The organism is Paenibacillus residui, from assembly GCF_042677205.1.
Classification (GTDB): Bacteria; Bacillota; Bacilli; order Paenibacillales; family NBRC-103111; genus Paenibacillus_L; species Paenibacillus_L residui.
Map to the genome: position 1 here is coordinate 72,920 of NZ_JBHTIU010000034.1, position 20,628 is coordinate 93,547.

At 51.4% G+C, this 20,628-nt stretch carries 16 protein-coding genes and 1 riboswitch; of the genes, 2 read left to right on the forward strand and 14 right to left on the reverse strand.

The features are described from left to right. The first annotated feature begins 14 nt into the window (after positions 1 to 14). Positions 15 to 755, forward strand: coding sequence for a response regulator transcription factor (locus ACFQ03_RS11180; protein ID WP_379288172.1), 741 nt, complete (start codon positions 15 to 17; stop codon positions 753 to 755). Between the two features lie 137 nt (positions 756 to 892). Here the strand turns inward: ACFQ03_RS11180 and serC are convergent, their stop codons facing one another. Continuing rightward, positions 893 to 1,981, reverse strand: a complete 1,089-nt coding sequence (gene serC, locus ACFQ03_RS11185; protein ID WP_379288174.1) for a 3-phosphoserine/phosphohydroxythreonine transaminase — start codon at positions 1,979 to 1,981, stop codon at positions 893 to 895. A gap of 107 nt (positions 1,982 to 2,088) precedes the next feature. Here serC and thpR point away from each other — a divergent pair, with 107 nt between their 5' ends. Continuing rightward, the gene (thpR, locus tag ACFQ03_RS11190) at positions 2,089 to 2,685 is read left to right on the forward strand and encodes an RNA 2',3'-cyclic phosphodiesterase (RefSeq protein WP_144940346.1); all 597 of its coding nucleotides are present in this window, start codon (positions 2,089 to 2,091) and stop codon (positions 2,683 to 2,685) included. Between the two features lie 192 nt (positions 2,686 to 2,877). On the opposite strand, the gene glnA is transcribed toward thpR, so the two are convergent. From glnA to thrS (ACFQ03_RS11255), 13 genes are all read right to left on the reverse strand, one after another. Then, on the reverse strand, positions 2,878 to 4,302 hold the full coding sequence (glnA, locus tag ACFQ03_RS11195; RefSeq protein WP_144940348.1) for a type I glutamate--ammonia ligase: 1,425 nt from the start codon (positions 4,300 to 4,302) through the stop codon (positions 2,878 to 2,880). A gap of 252 nt (positions 4,303 to 4,554) precedes the next feature. Beyond that, positions 4,555 to 5,247 carry a phosphatase PAP2 family protein gene (locus tag ACFQ03_RS11200; protein ID WP_144940350.1) on the reverse strand — a complete coding sequence of 231 codons (693 nt, stop codon included), beginning with the start codon at positions 5,245 to 5,247 and terminating at the stop codon, positions 4,555 to 4,557. A gap of 8 nt (positions 5,248 to 5,255) precedes the next feature. Continuing rightward, complete coding sequence (gene ftsW / locus ACFQ03_RS11205) at positions 5,256 to 6,392, reverse strand: putative lipid II flippase FtsW (protein ID WP_144940352.1); 1,137 nt, start codon at positions 6,390 to 6,392, stop codon at positions 5,256 to 5,258. Between the two features lie 84 nt (positions 6,393 to 6,476). Beyond that, positions 6,477 to 6,647, reverse strand: a riboswitch (M-box (ykoK) riboswitch). Between the two features lie 176 nt (positions 6,648 to 6,823). Beyond that, positions 6,824 to 7,882: a 3-deoxy-7-phosphoheptulonate synthase gene (gene aroF, locus ACFQ03_RS11210; protein ID WP_144940356.1), complete on the reverse strand. Its 1,059-nt coding sequence runs from the start codon at positions 7,880 to 7,882 to the stop codon at positions 6,824 to 6,826. A gap of 275 nt (positions 7,883 to 8,157) precedes the next feature. Continuing rightward, complete coding sequence (locus tag ACFQ03_RS11215) at positions 8,158 to 9,105, reverse strand: 4-hydroxy-3-methylbut-2-enyl diphosphate reductase (RefSeq protein ID WP_144940358.1); 948 nt, start codon at positions 9,103 to 9,105, stop codon at positions 8,158 to 8,160. A 115-nt stretch (positions 9,106 to 9,220) separates the two neighbouring features. Beyond that, positions 9,221 to 10,690: a sensor histidine kinase gene (locus ACFQ03_RS11220; protein ID WP_379288178.1), complete on the reverse strand. Its 1,470-nt coding sequence runs from the start codon at positions 10,688 to 10,690 to the stop codon at positions 9,221 to 9,223. Positions 10,691 to 10,692: 2 nt separating this feature from the next. Beyond that, on the reverse strand, positions 10,693 to 11,382 hold the full coding sequence (locus tag ACFQ03_RS11225) for a response regulator transcription factor (RefSeq protein WP_144940362.1): 690 nt from the start codon (positions 11,380 to 11,382) through the stop codon (positions 10,693 to 10,695). Between the two features lie 368 nt (positions 11,383 to 11,750). Then, positions 11,751 to 13,307, reverse strand: coding sequence for a trypsin-like peptidase domain-containing protein (locus ACFQ03_RS11230; protein WP_379288181.1), 1,557 nt, complete (start codon positions 13,305 to 13,307; stop codon positions 11,751 to 11,753). Positions 13,308 to 13,494: 187 nt separating this feature from the next. Beyond that, positions 13,495 to 13,905: a YugN family protein gene (locus ACFQ03_RS11235; protein WP_379288183.1), complete on the reverse strand. Its 411-nt coding sequence runs from the start codon at positions 13,903 to 13,905 to the stop codon at positions 13,495 to 13,497. Positions 13,906 to 13,950: 45 nt separating this feature from the next. After that, positions 13,951 to 14,079 carry a hypothetical protein gene (locus tag ACFQ03_RS11240; RefSeq protein ID WP_260982190.1) on the reverse strand — a complete coding sequence of 43 codons (129 nt, stop codon included), beginning with the start codon at positions 14,077 to 14,079 and terminating at the stop codon, positions 13,951 to 13,953. Positions 14,080 to 14,204: 125 nt separating this feature from the next. Beyond that, positions 14,205 to 14,831, reverse strand: a complete 627-nt coding sequence (locus tag ACFQ03_RS11245; protein WP_186328457.1) for a 3D domain-containing protein — start codon at positions 14,829 to 14,831, stop codon at positions 14,205 to 14,207. 118 nt (positions 14,832 to 14,949) lie between these two features. Next, complete coding sequence (gene thrS, locus ACFQ03_RS11250) at positions 14,950 to 16,869, reverse strand: threonine--tRNA ligase (protein WP_379288186.1); 1,920 nt, start codon at positions 16,867 to 16,869, stop codon at positions 14,950 to 14,952. Positions 16,870 to 17,378: 509 nt separating this feature from the next. Further along, the gene (thrS, locus tag ACFQ03_RS11255; protein WP_379288188.1) at positions 17,379 to 19,316 is read right to left on the reverse strand and encodes a threonine--tRNA ligase; all 1,938 of its coding nucleotides are present in this window, start codon (positions 19,314 to 19,316) and stop codon (positions 17,379 to 17,381) included. Positions 19,317 to 20,628: the final 1,312 nt, after the last annotated feature.

Below are 20,628 nucleotides of genomic sequence, written 5' to 3' on the forward strand. Positions count from 1 at the left end.
AGGAGACCATGCGGATGAAGAACAGAATTTTGGTCGTTGACGACGAACCGTCCATTGCCATGCTGTTGGATTACAATTTGAAGCTGGCCGATTTCGATGTGCGTTGTGTTCACGATGGCGGAGCGGTATTTGAATCGATCCGCTCTTTCCGACCCGATCTTCTCGTGCTGGATCTCATGCTGCCTACGATGGACGGCGTTCAAATCTGCCGCAAGCTGAGGAGCGAGGGAAGCCGCATCCCGATCATCATGCTGACGGCCATGCAGGAAGTGTCGGACCGGATCGCCGGACTCGACCACGGAGCCGATGATTATATGATCAAGCCATTCAGCCCGCAGGAGCTGATTTCACGTATCCGGGCCGTATTGCGCCGGGCCGAAGCTTCCGCCCCGCAGCCGCCGGCAAGCGATATCCATCTGGGCGATATCTGCATAAGCTCCGAACGCAGAGAAGTCACCCTGAACGGCAAGCTGATCGATCTGACGCCCAAGGAATTCGAATTGCTGCTTTATTTGTGCCAGCATCAAGGACGAGCCTTAAGCCGCCAGCAGCTGCTGCAAAATGTATGGGACTATCACTTCCTTGGCGATACCCGGATCGTAGACGTCCATATCAGTCATCTTCGCGATAAAATCGAGGCGGACCCGCGAACTCCCCGGTATATTCAAACCGTTCGCAGTGTCGGCTACAAAATTACAGACCCGTTGACTGTCCACGGTCAACGCAAGAGCGTTTCTTCCGCCCTCCAGGCTTAATTGGGAAGAGTCATCTTGAGCACAACATCAAATAAAGCAGCGCATTCCCGCAGGAGGAACACGCTGCTTTATTTAGTTGTAGTCACAGCCGATTGGCAATTGAACTACTCCTCTCCCGCTCGGCAATTGCACTGCACCTACCCGTTACGACGCTGGAAATCAGCCATGAAATCGGCCAAAGCCTTGCAGCTTTCATAAGGTACGGCATTATAAGTCGATGCGCGCAGATGTCCGACGCTGCGGTGCCCCTTCAAGCCGACAAATCCGTTCGCGGCCGATTCCTCAATAAATTTCTTCTCCAGCTCGTCCGATTGCAGCTTGAAAGTGATGTTCATGATCGAACGGTCCTGCTTGACCGCCATTCCCTCATAGAATCCCCCGCTGTTATCTATGGCGTCATAGATCAGAGCCGTTTTCTCCCGGTTCATCTTCTCCATGGCGTCGATTCCCCCGTTCCTCTGAATCCACTTCAAGACGAGGTTCATCATATATACCGAATAAACCGGAGGGGTATTATATAACGAGTTATTTTTAACATACGTATCATAGCGGAGCATTGTCGGAATCGTCTTGGGAGACTCCTTCACGAGATCTTCGCGCACGATAACGAGCGTCACCCCGGAAGGTCCGAGATTTTTCTGCGCTCCTGCATAAATAAGCGAGAATAGGGAAGCATCGAATCGATGGGACAAAATATCGCTGGACATATCACCGATTAACGGTACGCTGCCCGTCTGCGGAAAGGTGGTATATTGAGTCCCTGCGATCGTTTCGTTAGAAGTAATATGAAGATACGCCGCGTCCTCGGGAAGCTGAATCTCGTCCAGGGATGGCAGATTAAGCGGTCCTTCCTCTTTGGAAGCCGCCGCGGCATAAGTGTCTCCGAACAGCTTCGCTTCCTTATAGGCCTTGTCCGCCCAGCTTCCGGACAGAACATAAGCGCCCTTCCTGCCGGGAGCAAGCAGGTTCATCGGCACCATCGCAAATTGTGTGCTCGCGCCCCCCTGCAGGAAAAGAACCTTATACCCGGAAGGAAGCTCCAGCAATTCCTTGACCAGCTGCTGGGTTTCATCGTTAATCTGCTCGTATTGCTTGCTGCGGTGCGAGATTTCCATAATGGACATGCCAATCCCGCCGTAATCGACGATCTCTTCCTGAGCCTGCTGCAGCACCTCCAGCGGGAGTGCCGCCGGCCCTGCGTTAAAATTGTATGCTCGATTTGCCAAGTTCCACACCTTCTCCATGTATGATATCGTAATGATAACAATATTTTTATACCGCTTCAACATTTAATAGACATTAGAGACAACCGCAAGGAGGCATCCCGATACCTATGGCATCATCAGCCCGGCTCTTTATCGCCGTCCCGATCGCTCCCCCGGTCAAGAGAACGCTGGAGGAATGGACCCGGCAGCTATCCAATGAGCTTCCCTTTCGTAAATGGACCCACCCGCTGGATTATCACATTACTCTGCAATTTCTCGGAGAGACTTCGCCGGAAACCCGCAGCCAAATCGACCAAGCCCTTCCGGGAGTAGCCGCAATGCATCCGCCCTTTGTTCTCTCTCTGGGCAAATTAGGCTATTTCGGTCCGAACCGTTCTCCGCAGATTCTATGGGCAGGAGTCGAAGGAGAAACCGCCCCTCTGCTGTCCTTGCACCGCTCAACCGTTCAAGCCATGCAGAAGCTCGGCTTCATGCCGGAAGACAGACCTTACCGCGCTCATATTACATTGGCGAGAAAATATATCGGTTCGGCCCCCTGGCCCTCCTCATCCCTGCCGGGTATGCTCTCGACGGAAGATCTAGAAACCGCCTGGAGCGTAAACGAGATTGTGCTTTACCAGAGTCATTCCGGCCAACGCCCAATGTATGAAACGCTTTCCACTTACCCCTTAGCCGGGAACACGTTGAACGACCCCACAAAGTGACGTATGCCTTCGAAGCGTATTCCGTCCGCACCCTAACAGGGTCGGCGTCTACACCTTCCTCTAAACGCGGTCGCTCTTCATGACTTTCCTTCGATAAAGGTTTATACAATACTTTGCGGGGAGCCCCCAATCTTATAGATTCTATACTATTGAACAAACCGCCGGCAGCAGCCGGCGGCATTCGTGAGCCGTTTAGCAGTCGAAGTAGAGCGAGTATTCATGGGGATGAATCCGGATTTGCACACTTTTGGCTTCGGCCCGTTTCAAATCAATATAGTTCTCGATAAACTCCCTCGTGAACACTCCGCCCTGCAGCAGGAATTCATAATCGGCCTGCAAGGCGTCGAGCGCTTCATCCAACGTGGACGGCACACTGCGGATATCTCTCTTCTCGGCATCCGATAGATCATAGATGTTCCGGTCCATCGGTCCGTAACCAAGCTCTCTCGGGTCGATCCGATTCTGAATTCCGTCCAGACCGGCCAGAAGCATAGCCGCAAAAGCGAGGTACGGGTTCGAGGTCGAATCCGGCGTCCGGAATTCGATGCGGCATCCTTTCGGCGTGACGGCAGCAACCGGGATACGGATGGCGGCCGAGCGGTTTCCTTTGGAGAAGACCAGGTTCACCGGAGCCTCGTAGCCGGGTACCAGTCTTTTGAACGAATTGGTGCTCGGATTAGTCAGTGCCAGCAAGGCATTCGCATGATGGAGGATGCCCCCGATGTAATATAACGCGGTATCGCTTAAATTCGCGTAGCCGCCTTGACGGTAGAACAGCGGAGTGTCCCCGTCAAAAATACTTTGGTGAACATGCATCCCGCTTCCGTTATCTCCAAACAAAGGCTTCGGCATGAAGGTTGCGACCTTCCCGTACTGGCGGGCGGTGTTATGCACGATATATTTATATTTCATTAAATTATCCGCGCTCGCCGTCAGCGTATCGAAGCGAAAATTGATCTCTGCCTGACCGGCGGTAGCCACTTCATGATGATGGCGTTCGATCCGGAGGCCCGATTCCATCATGATGCGGCACATTTCGCTGCGCAAATCCTGCTGCGTATCCGCCGGGGCAACGGGGACGTATCCCCCCTTATGCCGAATCTTAAAGCCGAGGTTGCCTCCCTCTTCCTTGCGGGAGCTGTTCCAGAAGGCTTCCTCCGAATCGACTTCATAATAAGATTTATTCATACCGCTCTCGTAGCGGACATCGTCAAAAATGAAAAATTCAGGCTCCGGCGCAAAATACGCCACGGTACCAATTCCCGTCTGCTGGAGAAACTCTTCCGCCTTCTGCGCGATTCCTCTCGGGTCTCTGTCGTATCTCTCTCCATCGGGAGTGTAGATATCACACATCACAATCAACGTAGGGTGTGCCGAGAACGGATCGGCATAGACGGTTTCGGTATCCGGCATCATAACCATATCGGAATCTTCCACGCCTTTAAACCCCGGGATAGAGGAGCCATCAAAAGCAACGCCGTTGACGAAGGTATCTCTCCCTACTTCAACGGCCGGCAGTGAAATATGGTGGGCCTTCCCATTCAAATCCACGAATCGAAAATCCACCCATTCTATTCCGTTTTCTTCTATCATCCTTAATATTCCGTCAGCAGACATGCCTGAATACCTCCATTATCCGAACATTTATTGAGAAGCTAATGATTAACGTTCCATTTTTATCATCTTTCCCTGAATAATTATAAATCTGCTCGAATTAGCCGTCAATAGATATGTCAGGTTTTGTTACATGGAGGTTACAGCCTTAAATATTACCAGTATCCCTGATAGAAACATGCAAATCCGGCCGTCACCCTGACAGGTTCGGCTTTACCCCGTCCAAACAGGGAAATTCCCTATAGTAACGACAGCCTAATTCGCAGTGCCGGGAGATGTCCGTCCTTCCGAACTATGTGGACCGGATAATGCCGGCCGGGTTCCTCTATCCCGCAGGATGAACCAGACCGTGAGAAGCAGCCAGAAACCGCTGGCCAGATAGCCGCCAAGGACATCGCTAGGATAATGAACTCCCAAATAGATTCGGCTGGTACCAATCGCCAGGACCGTTCCCGCGCTAACGAGAAGAATGATCCCGCGCCACAGCGGCCGGTGAATATACCGGAACAATAGAAAAACTATCATTCCATATAAAGCTAAAGAATTCATGGAATGCCCGCTGGGAAAGCTGAACCCCGTTTCCTCAATCAGGCGGTGCAGCTCCGGACGCTCACGAATAAAAGAGTGCTTCAATATTTTATTCAGCAAGGCGCAGCCTCCCAACGCCGCTACGGCGAACATACATGCCCGCATATCTTTCTTGACTGCAAAGAGATAAATCAGAACGGCGATTGCGACTCCCACGATAAATTCGGTCGATCCCAGGAACGTAAAGCCTTTCATCACCAGGGTCAATACCGGAACCTCCCAGCCCTGTACAAGCGCAATCATTTGACTGTCAAAATAATGTATCGCTGGTCCGTCAATGTCGAAAGCCAACAGGCTAAAACAAGCCGCGAACAAGAGGCTTAGTATGAGCACCGTGTTCCATTTCTTCGTTTGCCCCATGATTTTCCCTACCTTCCTGTTGAAAGTGTCTTTTGATTTTCCATTCGAAGTCGATTATTCTCCCGGGAGATGCTGAGCAGGATGCCTGTCCCCGCCATACTTATTAACAAAGAGGAGCCCCCATAGCTCGTAAACGGAAGGGTGACCCCGGTAATCGGCAAGCTTCCGGTGACCGCCCCCAGATTAAACACGATCTGTATGCAGAACATGGCCACAATCCCCATGCCCAACAGCGTACCATATAAATCCTTGCATTTTAAAGCCGCAACGAAGCCGCGCATAATAAACAGGCCCAGCACCAGCATAAAGCCAACGATTCCGATAAAGCCCAATTCTTCTCCGATCACCGCAAATATAAAATCGGTATGGGCCTCCGGGAGATAGTGGAATTTCTGAATGCTCTGGCCCAATCCCGCCCCCGCAATCCCGCCCCGGGATAATGCAAAAAACGACTGGATCAGCTGATAACCCGAATCAGCCGGATCATCCCATGGGTTTAAGAAGGAGGTCAGCCTGCGGAACCGGTAGCTTTCGAAAATAGCCAGCATCAGCAGTACCGGAGCCACGGCTAAAGCCAGTAAGGAGATATGCCGCAGATTGGCTCCTCCTACGATGACGAGAATGAAAGTAATACAGAGCAAATTGAGAGCCGTGCCCAGGTCAGGCTGGCGCAATATCAGCACAACAACAATTCCGATCACTACTAAGATGGGAGCAAGGCCCTTCTTAAAATCTTGAATGTGGGTTCCTTTCTTACTGATCAAATAGGCTAAATACAGGATGATCGAAAGTTTAACGAACTCTGCGGGCTGCAGGCCGAATGGGCCTATGTAAAGCCATCTCGTCGCCCCCTTGGCATTGGTTCCGACCAAGAGCACCAGCACAAGCAGTATCAGAGCAAAAATTAAAGAAGGGTAGGCCAAACGCTTCAGTCGGCTAAAGGGGATATTCATCAGCACCAATAAGACCAGCCATCCCAGCAGGGCAAAGACGATCTGTCGCTGGACAAAATACCAAGAGTCCCCATACTTGTGCAAGCCAAGGGGTGAGCTGGAACTGAAAACCATGACCAGCCCGAAGCCTACTAATAAAAATGTGGAAAACAGCAAAATAAAGTCTGGCCTGCCTCGCGGCTTGTGTTCCATTACGGCCATCCCCCTTTCTATTTCCCCCCTAAAATAAAAGCACACCTTCAAGGAATGAAGGTGCGCGTTAGACAAACAGCACAAAAAGAACCTCCATTCGTTGAGTTTTAGCACTGCATGGCATAGGATCGATCGCTTTCCAGCTGCGTTAAAAACCACCTTATGTCGATGGTTTCTGTTGACCCATTGGCGTCTTTGGACATTTCTGGGCAGCAGCATTTCTCCATGCAGGAGCCTCACCTAACGAGGTTATGGATTCAATTATTATCGTCTACATTAACGAATACGCTTTGCTTTGTCAACCCGTTCGGGCATGACAATGCTAGAGTGTTGTTGAATTTGACCATTTAACAAACTTTCAGTTTTCATCCGGTCCGCATATAGAGACCCCGCCTCCTGTGATAGAAGCGGGGTCCCGATTATCTGTAAATTTATTTTTTCCAAGATCCGGCGAGTACCGGTTCTTTCTTCGTGGAGAATGTTTTGCCGCATAACGGTGCGAGCTTCTCCAGATCAAGCAGCAGGTTGGCGAACTGGTCGGGGAACAACGATTGAACGCCGTCTCCAGTCATCGAATTGTCCGGGTCCGTATGCATCTCTACAATAAGTCCGTCTGCGCCTGCGGCTACAGAAGCTTTGCACATTGGCTCCACCAGCTCCCGGCGTCCTGTGCCATGGCTTGGGTCGGAGATGATCGGCAGATGGCTCAACTGCTTCAGTACCGGAATGGCTGCCAGATCCAACGTGTTTCTCGTATAGGTCTCGAAGGTCCGGATTCCGCGTTCGCACAGCATTACGTTAGGATTGCCTCCGGCGAGAATGTACTCCGCCGCGTTCAGAAATTCATCGTAGGTAGCGCTGAAGCCTCTCTTCAGCAGAACCGGAGTCTGGATGGTGCCCAGCTTGCGCAGAAGGTCGAAATTTTGCATATTGCGTGTACCGACCTGCAGAATGTCGGCATGCTCGGCGCATATATCCACATATTCCGGAGTCATAACTTCCGTAATGGTCAGCAGCCCATGCTTCCGTCCGGCCTCGGCCATCATTTCCAAGCCTTCGACGCCAACGCCCTGGAAGCTGTACGGACCGGTCCGCGGCTTGAATGCGCCGCCGCGCAGCACCTGGCCTCCGGCCGCCTTCACCAGTCTGGCGATTTCATCTATTTGCTCGGGGGATTCTACCGCGCAGGGTCCGCCCATAACTACCAGATCCTGCCCGCCTATTTCTACCCCTTTAATCGAAATCACCGTATCCGCCGGGTGAAACTCACGGCTGGCCAGCTTGTAGGACTTCGAAATTTTAATAACCTCGGAAATACCGGACATCTGACGAAGCTGCTCGGCCATGACCGGATCGGCCTTGCCGATTATACCGATGACCGTACGGTCCTCGCCTTTGGATACATGTGCGGATACTCCATGCTTCTCAATCCAATGAACGATTTCTGCAATTCGTTCATCTGTAGTATTATGAGATGTAATAGCAATCATGTTGATCTCTCCTTATCTATGCGCTCATTAGTCAATATGCTGTATAATCACACCAAGCCCTCGGGAGGTCTTGGTGAATTATTGGACGTTTCATTCGGGTTCGGACCGTCACCCGATAAATAGACTTGCGGACAGTAAATAGCATATCAGCGCATCATCCATCATCAATTTTCACACTGCGACGCTTATCCGCTGCTCTCCGTTAAAGCAACTATAACGGAAAAACTTCGACCCGTCAATGTTTTTTTGCCGGGTTCGAAGCTTATCCGTCGCAATCAGCCCTTCCTCTTGGCTACGGCAGGGATGAGCCGATTCATATCAATCGTCCTCTCGATGGCCCAAGTTCCCGGATCGTTCGGATCGAAACGTTCCAGATAATCTATCACTTCTTTGGTAATCGGTGTCGGAGTAGACGCCCCCGAAGTTACCGCCACCTTGCGCACTTCCATCAACCAGTCGGTACGCAGCTCGGTAATATCCGCGATGCGATAAGCGCGGACTCCGGCAATTTCTTCCGATACCTGGGCCAGACGGTTGGAGTTGTTGCTGCGCGGGTCTCCGACCACAATGACCAGGTCGGCATCCTTGGCCTGCTCCGCTACCGCTTCTTGCCGGACCTGGGTGGCCATGCAAATCTCATTATGGATCTCCGCAGTCGGGTACCTCCGGATCAGGCGGTTCATGATATGGCGTATATCCCACTGGCTCATCGTCGTCTGGTTCGTAATAATGATCCGGTCGGTATTCAAGTTCAACTGCTCGATCTCTTCTTCTTTCTCGATTAGGAAGACGTGATCCGGGGCGATGCCGACCGCGCCCTCCGGCTCAGGATGGCCTTTCTTCCCGATATAAATAATGGCATAGCCTTCAGCAGCCTTCTCGCGGATAAGGTCATGCGTGCGGGTAACGTCCGGGCAAGTCGCATCCACAACGGTTAGCCCTTTCTCCCGCGCCCGCTTGCGTACCTCCGGTGAAACCCCGTGCGCCGTAAAAATAACCGTTCCGCTCTGAACCTGATCCAATATTTCGAGACGGTTAGGGCCGTCCAAAGTAACTATTCCTTCCTTTTCAAAAAAACCGGTGACGTGCGAATTATGAACGATCATGCCGAGGATATAGATAGGCCGCGGCAAATCCATATTCCTGGCGGTTGTCATAGCCAGTGCCATGGCGTCAACGACTCCATAGCAGTACCCTCTCGGGGAGATGCGAATTACTTTCATACAATCACCTATCATTCTGCCTCAGCGTATTCCTCATTATGAAGTACGGTGAATGAGCTTGTGCCTTATTCACCGGTTCATTTAGAGGTTGTTCAGAACTATCCCTATTATAGCATTAATCCTGCTCCCTCGATACGATGGGCAGCCAAATGACAAATTGCGTCCCTTCTTCTTTGCGTGTCGTAACCTCAATCGATCCCTCATGCTCGTCAATGATCCATTTGGCAATCGACAAGCCCAGCCCGGTTCCCTGGGTTTTGCCGCGGGAGACGTCCGCCCGGTAGAACCGTTCAAAGATATACGGCACCTCATCCTTGTCCATGCCGATTCCCGTATCGCTAATCCGGATTCCGATCTGGCCTGCATCCTCCGATGCGACCGCATCGATGGTTACTACTCCTTCGGGAGTATATTTAAAGGCATTTTCTATAAATATAAACAATAGCTGCTGCAAATAATCCGCATTACCCCGGACGATAACCCCATCCATGGCCGATAAATCGCCCATTCTCCATTGGGCCTGTCTCGGGAAGAGGTTAGCCTTGCGCGATACCTCCTCAACCAATGGCTGAAGAGCCAGCTCCTTCTTCTCCATGACATAACCCGCATCCGCCCTTGCCAGAGAGAGCAAATTGTTGACGAGCCGGCTCATCCGGGAAGCTTCGTCGGCAATATCCCGCATCGCCTCCAGGGAAAGCTGCACATTGCGTTCGTCATCCATCGAGGGCTGCCCAAGCTGAGCCCATACCTTCTCCAGCAAATCCACATTGCCGCGGATCGTCGTCAGCGGAGTACGGAGTTCATGGGAGGCATCGGAAACAAACCTTCGCTGGGCCCGGTAAGCCTCATCCAGCTCCGTATAGGCTACCTGCAGCCGGCCAAGCATTCCGTTGATCGTCTCGGTCAGGCGTCCAATCTCGTCATTGGGCCCATCGTAAGAAATCCGCTTGCTCAAATCTTCTCCAATCTGGATTTGATCGGCGGCGGCAATTACACTGTCGATCGGCTTGAGGGCTTTGCGCGACAAGAACCAGCCGATCGTGCCCGCCAAAGCGACCGTAATCAATCCGATAAAAATCAGCGTATACCGTAAAGTGCTGAACAACCGGAGATCATTGACAATGACATGTCCCACCTGCAGAATGGCTACCGGTCCCCCCTCCAGCAGCACCGGGTGATTATAGATTAGCAAATCCACCCCGCGGTAACGCGCTTGCTCGAAGTAGCCCCTTCGCTCATGAGCCGCTTGAATGGCCTCCTGCGATACAGTGAACTGAATGTCCGTCTTTACGAGCGGCGGGTTTCTGGTCACATTTTTGCTTTCCAAGTCATTAAATTGCAGCAATATATTGTTATTGCGGAGATCCGATTCATCCAGCTGCAGATTTATATAGAGACCTCGGCTCGATACATAAATATCAGGCTTGATACGGGAATAAATATCTTCCGCTTGAGCTTTAACCCCTCTGCGGACATCACCAAAATATACATAATGCAAAGAAGAATACAATCCGATCCCCAGTATCAACAATGTTAGTAAAAGCACTCCGGAATACCAGAGTGTTAAGCGTAGTCGGATAGACATCTTCAGGATTCCCCTCTCAGCACATACCCGGCCCCACGTACCGTTTGAATGATTCGGCTGCCTCCATGTTCCTCGGTTTTTTGGCGGAGCAGAGCAATATACACTTCCAGCACGTTTGATTCGCCGCTATAATCATAACCCCATATTTTGTCCATGATGACATCCCGGGACAGAACCCTTTTCGGATTTTGCATAAAGAGATGAAGGAGGTCAAACTCCTTGGTTGTCAGCTCAATTCGCCGGCCCGAACGAATAACCTCGCGTGTATCGGTATCCAGAATAATATCTTCGAAGCTGATTCGGTTGCTGCTCTGCTCGCTGCGCTCGGTCCTTCTTCGCAGCAAGGAGCGTACTCTGGCCAGCAATTCTTCCAGTGCAAAGGGCTTGACGAGATAGTCATCGGCCCCGAGATCCAATCCTTTGACCCGATCGGCGATTTCGTCTTTGGCCGTCAGCATCAGGATCGGAGTGTTCATCCCGCTTTCCCGGATTCTGCGGCAGACCTCCCACCCGTCCACCTTCGGCATCATCACATCAAGAATGATCAAGTCCGGGTCCTGCTGCAATATTTTTCTCAAACCCTCCTGCCCATCGTTGGCCGTCTCCACTCCATAGCCTTCGAAGACAAGACTTCTCCGCAGCATGGAAGTAATCTTCTCATCATCGTCGATGACCATAATATTCTCTCTCAACTGCCTCACCCCTCTAAGACCGATATATTATTATCCCTAATCGGGCCAAGCTTCCGAAGTCGGCATTGAAACCAACCGTTTCTTGCATTCGTCCGTCTGCCTCATCCGCAGATTGTGCCGCTCCTATGCCCAGCCCGGGAATTAAACATTTAGCTTCTTACATTATTATAACAAGAAACGAAACGGTCTTTACAGCATAGATACGGCAAACAAAGGCTTCCCTTCTGCAGAAGGATTCACGGAACAAAAAGAGAAGCAGCCCACGGAATGTCCGCGAAAGTCTGCTTCCCTCAAAGTACGGTGATTGACCGCCTCGCGCAAGTTTGGACAACGCACTCGCTGTTATCCCCCAGATTTTCTTTCTTTATCTATTTCTGCTGCTCGAGTTCATTCATATCTCCGATTGTCACTTCAATGTCCATCTTCTGGCCGTCGCGGACAATGCCCAGCGTTACTTTATCTCCTACCTTGGTAGTCAATACCTTCGCCTTGAAGTCAGCCATGTCCTTAACCTTCTCTCCATTGAAGGTCAGGATGACGTCGTTCTGCTTCAGTCCTGCCTTGAAGCCGGGGCCTCCCATCAGAACATTGGCAATGATCGTGCCTTCAGTGCTGTCCAGCTTAAGGACGTCCAGATACGATTTTTCGATATTCGCCACAGTAATTCCAACGAACGGAACCGGCTCTTTAGGGATGGCCACCCCATTCTTCAAATTATCCAGCACGTTCTGAACGGTGCTGATCGGAATTGCGAAGCCGATCCCTTGTGCTTGCGCACTGACCGCCGTATTGATGCCGACGACTTCCCCGTTCAGGTTCAGCAGCGGTCCGCCGGAGTTGCCGGGGTTGATCGATGCGTCGGTCTGCAGCAGGTGCTTGTATTGCCGGGTTCCCTGTTTGTCCTGGATCGGGATTTCTCTTTCCTTCGCGCTCAGGACTCCGACCGTTACGGTGTGATCGAATCCGTATGGGTTCCCGATAGCTACGACCCAGTCGCCGACGTTAATTTCCGAAGAGGCCATGCGCAGATACGGGAAGTCCTGGTCTCCCTTGATTTTCAATACGGCAAGGTCCAGATCATAACTGTTCCCGAGAAGCTCTGCCTTGAAAGGCTCATCGTAGCCTTGAACCGTCACCAGAATTTCATCCGCGCCGTTGATAACATGCTCATTCGTAAGTATATATCCGCTCTTGTCGAAGATAAAGCCGGTTCCCATTCCCGCCGCCTGCTTGCTGCCCTCTTGGGGAGCATTCGGCGAAACGCCGAAATCATCGCCGAAGAAGTAGCGGAAGAACGGATCATCCATCAGAGGATTGCGGCTTCCCGATCCCGCTTTGACCTGCTTGTAGGTTTCGACCTTAACGACCGCGGGTCCGGTCATTTGGGCAATCTCGGCTATATTGGTAGGGCGGTTGGAATCCCAGGCCGCGCTTTGAGCCAGGCTGCCGCCGCCATTGTTATTGCTGTTGGTTGCAGCGGCATTCCCGCCGCCGTTGCCCATTACTCCTTGGGCGGGCGAGAACCAGTTGCCGCGGTCCGCCGTGAACATCAATCCGCCCATCACAAGAGCTCCGGCCAGGAATGAAATAAATCCGGTCTTCCAGCGGCTCTTCTTCCGCTCATGGTTGACCGACCAGGACGCGCTTGCCGATGACGGCGTGTCGTCAGACAATCCGATCGGTTTCACCGGGCGGGGGGCCCTCATTTCTACCTCCGTTGAGGATCGATAGGGGAGTGACGTGGAGCTGTCAGACTTCGATTCTTCTTGCGATGGCCGTGACTTGTAAGGGCCATAGGAATAGTAGTAGGACGAAGTAGAGGAGGGGCTGTTCTGGTTAGTGGAGTCCTCCTCCTTAGGATTGCTATCCGGCTTTGGAGCGTTGAAAAAATCATCAAAACCGCTCTTCTTTTGATTATCATCCATTGCAAATTCCTCCTCTTGCCAATAGATTCGATATAAGACAACATCCATGGAATGTTATTCGAATAAAAAGCAAATATGATTCTACTAGTTTTTATTCTTAACTATATAATGGACCGTTAACCTTAAACGAACCTTAAAACCAGTTAAAGAGGAGTTAAAAACTTCTGAATGGGGAAGCTGGAGTCATTTATACCAGATTCCGCTCCACCTTACGGACGACTTCCCGGGCCTTCTCCGCCCATTCGTCCCCTATTTCCGCATCCTTATCCACCGGCCTCTGAAACTGATCAACAAGAGCCCCCATCACTTGAACATCCGCCGTGGGATCCCCGCCTTCCCGGTAAAGATGTCTTAAAGCATAGGGAGTGCCTAACAGCACCACCGCATCGGATTCGTCGCTGTCTCCGTCCAGGGTGCCATGGGTTACACGGAAAGGAATCCGCACCCACATCTGCTGCTTCTCATCCAGGGAGCGGTCGAAGCTTCCCTTTTCATAATCCCAGTTTCCCCCTAAAGTAAAATCAAGCTCTTTCAAGCTGCGATACAGATTTACGAAAGCTTCCTCCCGGTTCTCCAGTGAAGACGGGATCAGAATCATAAAGATTCACTCCTTGCCATGGTCATATTTGCATGCGGGTTGGCGTTATTTGCGCACTCCCTCGCTCGGATTGTTCTGCGCGGGCTGCTTGGCGTTCTTCTCCACGACTTCCTCCGCGAATTCCGAATTGTAGATTTCTTGATTTTGTTTGCTTTGTTTTCCTTTCTTCTTCACGAACCTCACCTCCCGGTCGGTTAGTATTATTGTCATTCCGGCCTTTTTTATGTAGCTTCCGAAATGAAAAGCAAGAAGCAGCCCCGATTCCAAACTTGAGGCTGCTTCTTTATTTAGATTCGAGCTTAGGGATATAGGGAAAAATCGACCGGGATGGCCTGGCCGGAATTAAGCTGGTCCATCATCGCTTCCGTCACCTTGCCTTCCCCTCGTTTCAACACGTACACGTTAACGTTACGTTTACCCCATTCGGAGTAAACCTGGTCTTTGGTATGAAAATACAAATCTATTTTCTTTCCTTTAATGGCACCTCCGGTATCTGCCACCACGCCAAACCCGTAGCCGGGGATATACATTAACGTTCCGATCGGGAACACTTTAGGGTCGGCGGCAATGGTGGAAAATCCGTTCTTTTCCCTGCGGACCTTCACGCCGGAATACGTGATTCCGTAGCCGGGGTGTCCGGGACGCTTACCTGTTGATTCTACGCCGGCGTAATAGCCGGTTGCGACCACTTCGACCGTTTCCGCATGCTGCAGATTGGAAAAGGGAAGTTCGTAGTCCTTGATTTCTGCTGTATCCACCGCTTTGGCTCCATTATGCTCCGAGGCCACGGATGCGGCTGTGCCCGTAAGCTTATCCGCTTCGATAAAAGCCTGAGATTCGCCAACAAGCATTCCCGCTGCAGTAACCAAAACAATAAACATTAGAAGCAGCTGGAACAACTTCTGGCGTAAGTTCAAGGAAAACATATTTGGATACCCTCCCTAATAGGGGAGGATGCCCAATTCGAGACAGATTATTCACGTAATATGGATAATCCTTCAAGGCAATCCGGCATCGCGACTAGAGACAGCCGGAAGCCGGGCATTATGAGTCTAATTTTTTCGTTTTGATCTCCTTAAGGGCCATTTCCAACAAGAGCTCCGGACTATATTCTCCCAATACCTGTCCCCGTTTCCGGACACTGACGGTTTGGTTGGCGGCCTCCTGCTCGCCGATTACCAAAATATAAGGGATTTTGCGGAGCTGCGCCTGACGGATTTTATAACCGAGCTTCTCGCCGCGCCCGTCCGTTTCCACCCGGATTCCGCCGGCTTCCAGTTGATTTTGTATCTGCAGAGCGAGCGGATTAAACTTATCCGACACGGGAAGCAGGATCATTTGTACCGGAGCCAGCCACAAAGGGAATGCTCCCCCGTAATGCTCGGTCAGAACTCCGATGAACCGGTCAATCGATCCGAAAACCGCTCTATGGATAACAACAGGACGATGCCGTTCATTGTCTTCTCCGATGTAAGTCAGGTCGAATTTCTCCGGCATTTGGAAATCCAATTGAACGGTAGCGCACTGCCAGCTTCGTTTCAGCGAGTCCAATATATGAAAGTCTATCTTGGGTCCGTAGAATGCGCCGTCCCCTTCATTGACGGTGTACTTGACTCCTCTTTGTTCAAGAACCCGGGCCAAAGCATTCTCCGCTTGCTCCCACAGCTCTTCCGAGCCCATGGAATTTTCCGGGCGTGTGGACAGCTCCATACGATATTCGAAACCGAATATACTGTAGATATGTTCTATAAGCTCAAGAACCTTCGCAATTTCTTCCTCGATTTGATCGGGACGAACGAAGAGATGAGCGTCATCCTGACAGAAAGTACGGACCCTGAACATTCCGTTCAACGCCCCCGACAGCTCATGACGATGCACCTGCCCGAATTCGGCTATGCGGATGGGCAAATCCCTGTAAGAACGCAGTTGATGCTTAAAAATCAGCATATGTCCGGGACAATTCATCGGCTTCAAGGCAAATCTGGCTTCATCCGCCTCGGTAAAATACATATTTTCGCTATAGTGATCCCAGTGGCCGGACTGCTCCCAGAGACGCTGGTTCATCATAAGGGGAGTTTTCACTTCTTCATATCCCCGTGATCGCTGTACCTCTCGAGAGAATTGCTCCAGCTCATTGCGGACGATCGTGCCGTTGGGCAAGTAGAAGGGCATTCCCGGAGCTTCTTCCGAGAATAGAAAAAGCTGGAGCTCTCTTCCGAGCTTCCGGTGATCGCGCTTCTTGGCTTCCTCCAGCAGGTGCAGATGCTCATCAAGCTGCGCCTTCTTCGGAAATGCCGTGCCGTATATGCGCTGCAGCATTTTGTTCTTCGAATCGCCCCGCCAGTATGCCCCCGCCACGCTCAGCAGCTTGAACGCCTTGATTCTACCTGTCGAAGGCAGATGCGGACCCCGGCACAGGTCGAAAAATTCTCCCTGATCATAGATCGTAATGACCGAATCCTCCGGCAAATCCCGGATCAGCTCCAGCTTCAGCGGATCCTCCAGCTCTTCGTAAATCCGCAGCGCTTCCTCACGGCTCACTACCCGCCGCTCTATCGGCAGATTTTCCTTTACGATCTTCTCCATTTCCGCTTCAATCTTCGCCAGATCGTCCGACGATAACGGATTCTCCAGATCGATATCATAATAAAAACCGTCCTCGATCACCGGACCGATCCCCAGCTTTACCTGCTTGTTCCCGTAAATCCGCTTGATCGCCTGGGCCATCAAATGCGCGGTGCTGTGGCGGTATACCTCCAGCCCTTCCTCGCTATCCAGCGTGACGATCTCCACTTCGCTGTCCTCGTTCAACTCCCGGTTCAAATCGACCACTTTCCCGTTGATTTTACCGGCGACCGCATTTTTCTTCAGCCCGGAGCTGATCGAACCCGCCACTTCTTCCAATGTCGTTCCTTGCTCATATTCCCGAACCGCACCATCCGGGAAAGTTACTTTCACTGCCATATCAATTCAACCTCCTGTTAGATTTAACCAAAATAGGTGAAGATGGTTACGCTGATCTTCTCACGCCTCCGGCTCGATAAAGATGCCGATTAGGCTGAGGACTCGGCACACGCAAAATTTAAAAAAACAAAAAAACGCATCTCGCCCCAAAAGGGACGAGTGCGTTCTGCTCGTGGTTCCACCCTCATTCGATTCGCTGCCAACGCTGCTCCGTCCAATGGACGAAAGACAGGCACGGGCGGACAGCTCTTCCCTATCCCCTTCCCTTCCGCTTGCTCGCGGCCGGTCCGACAGGAAAATCAGCTTCGCCTTACAACGAATCCTTCGGTATTTCATAACGGGAATAACCCGGTGATATATACTTTCGCGAATGACAAACGCGGGTTCCATATCACGGCTGCAAAGGGGTAACTCCCTGACCGGTCTCTGAAGGAGCTTGCAGCCTGGGCTCCTCTCTCTGTTCAGGCCGGACAGGGAATCATGTCTCTGGTCATCGCCTTTGTATTAAATTAATGTTTCTTGCTTTGGATATCTTCGAGAATAAGGCTTGCCGTATCCTCTATACTGTGTGCACCTATATCCCCCTGGCCCCTCCGGCGGATAGACAAGGTGCCGGCCTGCTGCTCGTTCTCTCCCACTACGAGCATATAAGGTATTTTCTCCAGTTGGGCTTCGCGGATCTTATAACCGAGCTTCTCGTTGCGCTCATCGGCTTCGACCCGGATGCCGGCCGCCAACAAGGCATCAACGGCCTTACGGGCGTATTCGTTATACGACGGAGCAACCGGCAGAACCTTCGCCTGCACCGGTGCCAACCAGGTCGGAAGTGCCCCTGCGAAGTTCTCGAGCAGAAATGCCGTCATCCGTTCCATCGTGCTGATGATGCCGCGATGGATGACAACCGGACGATGCTTCTGACCGTCTTCGCCGACATACTCAAGCTCGAATCTTTCCGGCAGAAGGAAGTCAAGCTGGGCGGTAGAGAGTGTTTCTTCCTTTTTCAAAGCCGTCTTGATCTGAACATCCAGCTTCGGTCCATAGAAGGCAGCCTCGCCTTCGGCTTCGTAGAAAGGAAGACCCATTTCCTCCACAACCTCTCGCAGCATGCGCTGCGACATTTCCCACATCTCATCGTTAGGGAAATATTTCTCCGTATCCTTCGGATCCCGGTACGAAAGACGGAAGCGGTATTCCTCAATTCCGAAGTCCCGATACACTTCGCGAATCAGATTAACGACGCGGGAGAATTCCTCCTTGATCTGATCCGGGCGGCAGAAAATATGAGCGTCGTTCAGAGTCATGGCGCGAACCCGATGAAGCCCTGTGAGCGCCCCGGACATTTCATAGCGATGCATGGTGCCGAGCTCCGCTATCCGTAAAGGGAGATCGCGGTAACTGCGCATTTCGCTCTTATAAACCATCATATGATGCGGACAGTTCATCGGACGAAGCACCAATTCTTCATTGTCCAGCTTCATTACAGGGAACATGTCCTCTTGATAATGATCCCAATGACCCGATGTCTTGTACAGATCGACATTGGCAAGAACGGGGGTGTAGACATGCTGATAGCCGAGACGCTCCTCCAGATCGACAATATAGCGTTCCAGCGTCCGGCGAAGCTTGGCGCCGTTAGGAAGCCACAGCGGCAGGCCCTGCCCCACTTCCCGCGAGAAGGTAAAGATCTTCAAATCTTTGCCGAGCTTTCGGTGATCGCGCTTCTTGGCTTCCTCCAGCAGGTGCAGATGCTCATCAAGCTGCGCCCTCTTCGGAAATGCCGTGCCGTATATACGCTGCAGCATTTTGTTCTTCGAATCGCCCCGCCAGTATGCCCCCGCCACGCTCAGCAGCTTGAACGCCTTGATTCTACCCGTCGAAGGCAGATGCGGACCCCGGCACAGGTCGAAAAATTCTCCCTGATCATAGATCGTAATGACCGAATCCTCCGGCAAATCCCGGATCAGCTCCAGCTTCAGCGGATCCTCCAGCTCTTCGTAAATCCGCAGCGCTTCCTCACGGCTCACTACCCGCCGCTCTATCGGCAGATTTTCCTTTACGATCTTCTCCATTTCCGCTTCAATCTTCGCCAGATCGTCCGACGATAACGGATTCTCCAGATCGATATCGTAATAAAAACCGTCCTCGATCACCGGACCGATCCCAAGCTTCACCTGCTTGTTCCCGTAAATCCGCTTGATCGCCTGGGCCATCAAATGCGCGGTGCTGTGGCGGTATACCTCCAGCCCTTCCTCGCTATCCAGCGTGACGATCTCCACTTCGCTGTCCTCGTTCAACTCCCGGTTCAAATCGACCACTTTCCCGTTGATTTTACCGGCGACCGCATTTTTTTTCAGCCCGGAGCTGATCGAACCCGCCACTTCTTCCAATGTCGTTCCTTGCTCATATTCCCGAACCGCACCATCCGGGAAAGTTACTTTCACTGCCATTTGAATAACCTCCTGTTAGATCAAACCAAAGTTTATAGATATAAAAGTAAAAGATGATTTCCTTACGGGGCCTTTCCGCCCCTAAACCTCCGGCCCGTTAAAAATGCCGATTAGATCGGGACCCGGCTCATGAAATGTACTTTGCAGGATGCCCTGCAAAATTCCCCACTAACTGACGTGAGCCTTCGAAGCTTATTTCGTCCTCGCTCCAACAGAGCCGGTGTCTAACTTTCAACCAAGCGCCAATTGTTCTTCCTGTTTCGGGAAGCCTATAATTTCCCACTAAGTAACGTAAGCCTTCGAAGCTTATCCGTCCGCATTCCACCAAGCAGACGTCCAAACCTTTTTCCATGCAGTGATTACTCCTCCTGCTTGGCGGAAGGTCCCGTAAATGCCCCGCTAAGTGACGTACGCCTTCGAGGCTTTTTGCAGGTACTTGCAGGAAGAGCCCCGGAATTCAAATGCCTGCATTTCTGCATGATTTTGGCCGTTTGGCTCGGCGTCCACTGCAAAGCCTGAAAAAATACATCTTTTTTATCGTTTAAGGGGAGATCGGATAATTTTGTACGGAAATTGATGTATTATCGCAGGCTTTTCGCTGGAGTGCTCCAAATCGACTCAAAATTGATGTATAATCGCAGGAATTTGCACCCGCCGCTGAAATGGCGCCAAGCCTGCCTTCTCACAAAGACGTCGCTTTTCCTGCTAAGCTTCGATAAAGGATTATACAGAACTTAGCGATGAGTCCCCAAGGTAAGATAAAACAAAAAAACGCATCTCGCCCAAAAGGGACGAGTGCGTTCTGCTCGTGGTTCCACCCTCATTCGATTCGCTGCCAACGCTGCTCCGTCCAATGGACGAAAGACAGACACGGGCGGGGCAGATCTTCCCTATCCCCCTTCCCTTCCGCTTGCTCGCGGGTGGACTGGACAGGAAAATCGGCTTCGCCTTACAACGAATCCTTCGGTATTCCATAACGGGAATAACCCGGTAATATGTACTGTCGCAAATAAGCGCGGGTTCCATATCACGGCTGCAAAGGGGTAACTCCCTGACCGGCTCTCTGAAGGAGCTTGCAGCCTGGGCTCCTCTCTCTGTTCAGTGCGGACGGGGAATCATGTCTTTGGTCATCGCCTGTTATCATATAGATTATAAGCAACGATAGCTTGGTCGTTGACTATAAACAACGTTTACTGATTATAGATTATAATTTCTATATTAAAGAAGGTCAAGCGGCAGATTATAGATGTCAGTGTCAAGCTAGCGTGGGCAGTCATTTAAGATGCCTGGAACGCGAACCCCGAAGGAACCT